Origin of the sequence: uncultured Campylobacter sp. (genome assembly GCF_938045535.1) — a bacterium.
Taxonomy (GTDB): domain Bacteria; phylum Campylobacterota; class Campylobacteria; order Campylobacterales; family Campylobacteraceae; genus Campylobacter_B.
Window position 1 is genome coordinate 1 of record NZ_CALIMQ010000120.1, and the last position, 1,133, is coordinate 1,133.

Sequence of the window (1,133 nt, forward strand, 5' to 3'; positions counted from 1 at the left end):
TGTGGATGCAGGCAAGGTCGTTTTCAGAGACGGCTACTATAAAATCGCTAAGAAATAGCGGCGGAATTGCGAGGTAGAATTTTATTTCGTAATTTAATGGCAAAATTTTATCGAGATTTCGCAGGTGGAATTTTGCGTCCAAATTTTTAATAGGTGAAATTTTACGTAAATAACTCGTGATGACGTGATAAAATAATAGGGCGCGTAATTTGGATTTAAAATTCTCCAAAAAATAAATTTAATTGGCGAAAATTCTAATGGCAAAAATGCGGGCGCAAATGCTTCGGCTACAGAAAATTCCAATATCAAAAAAATATAATTTTAGAAATTCCGCCTCGCAAAATTCTGGCGGCGAAGATCAGAGTGCCGAAAATTCTAACGGCGAAAATCAAGGTGCCAAAAATTCTAGCGCGCAAAATGATGGTGCGTAAAATTTAGCTCGCATGATGAAAAATAAAGCTACGTTAAAATTTAAAAATTTCACCGCCTACGCCGCGCGCTCTTTTTGGATCCGCACAAAGCTCGCGCGAGCAGGCGCGGCTCTTTGCTGCGCGCGTCCCGCCGAAGCTGCTTGCCTAGAAAGATCAAGCGCCGATGCAAAGCCGAGCGGAGTGGGTAGAAATTTTAAAAGCCTAAATTTTAAAAACCAAAACGCTACAAGTACAAATTGCTAGGCGGGTGACTATATAGACTTTAGTGCGGATTACGACGCGGGTTATATGACATACGCCTTATAGCATTGCTGCAGCACATGCCAAAGTATAAACTTTAACGCAGATCGAGACTTAAATTTAAATATATGCCACGATATAAATTCTAGCGCAGATTATGACATAAATCTCGTCAAGGGTCACGGCATACGGCATGAACCCAAGCATGGATTATTACGACATACGCCTCGGAGCGGATCGAGACATAAATTCTGACAGGCATTGCGCCGTGAATTTTAAAATTTCAAACGCAAATTTAAAAACGAATTTAGCAGTTTTAAAGCAGATTTAAGGACGAATTTTAGACGATGGAATTTTTAAATTTAAAAATTGCTGCCGCCGTGTTCGCGCTGCTGCTCGCAGGTTGTGACGGATGGAAGCACCATCTAAGCAGCGACGGCACCTCGCTCGCCTCCAAGTTCG

General features: G+C 41.7%; 2 protein-coding genes. Both read left to right on the plus strand.

The features are described 5' to 3' along the window. The first annotated feature begins 278 nt into the window (after positions 1-278). The gene (locus Q0095_RS03785; RefSeq protein ID WP_297881495.1) at positions 279-431 is read left to right on the plus strand and encodes a hypothetical protein; all 153 of its coding nucleotides are present in this window, start codon (positions 279-281) and stop codon (positions 429-431) included. Positions 432-864: 433 nt separating this feature from the next. Beyond that, positions 865-1,002, plus strand: a complete 138-nt coding sequence (locus Q0095_RS03790) for a hypothetical protein (protein WP_297881497.1) — start codon at positions 865-867, stop codon at positions 1,000-1,002. Positions 1,003-1,133 lie beyond the last annotated feature (131 nt).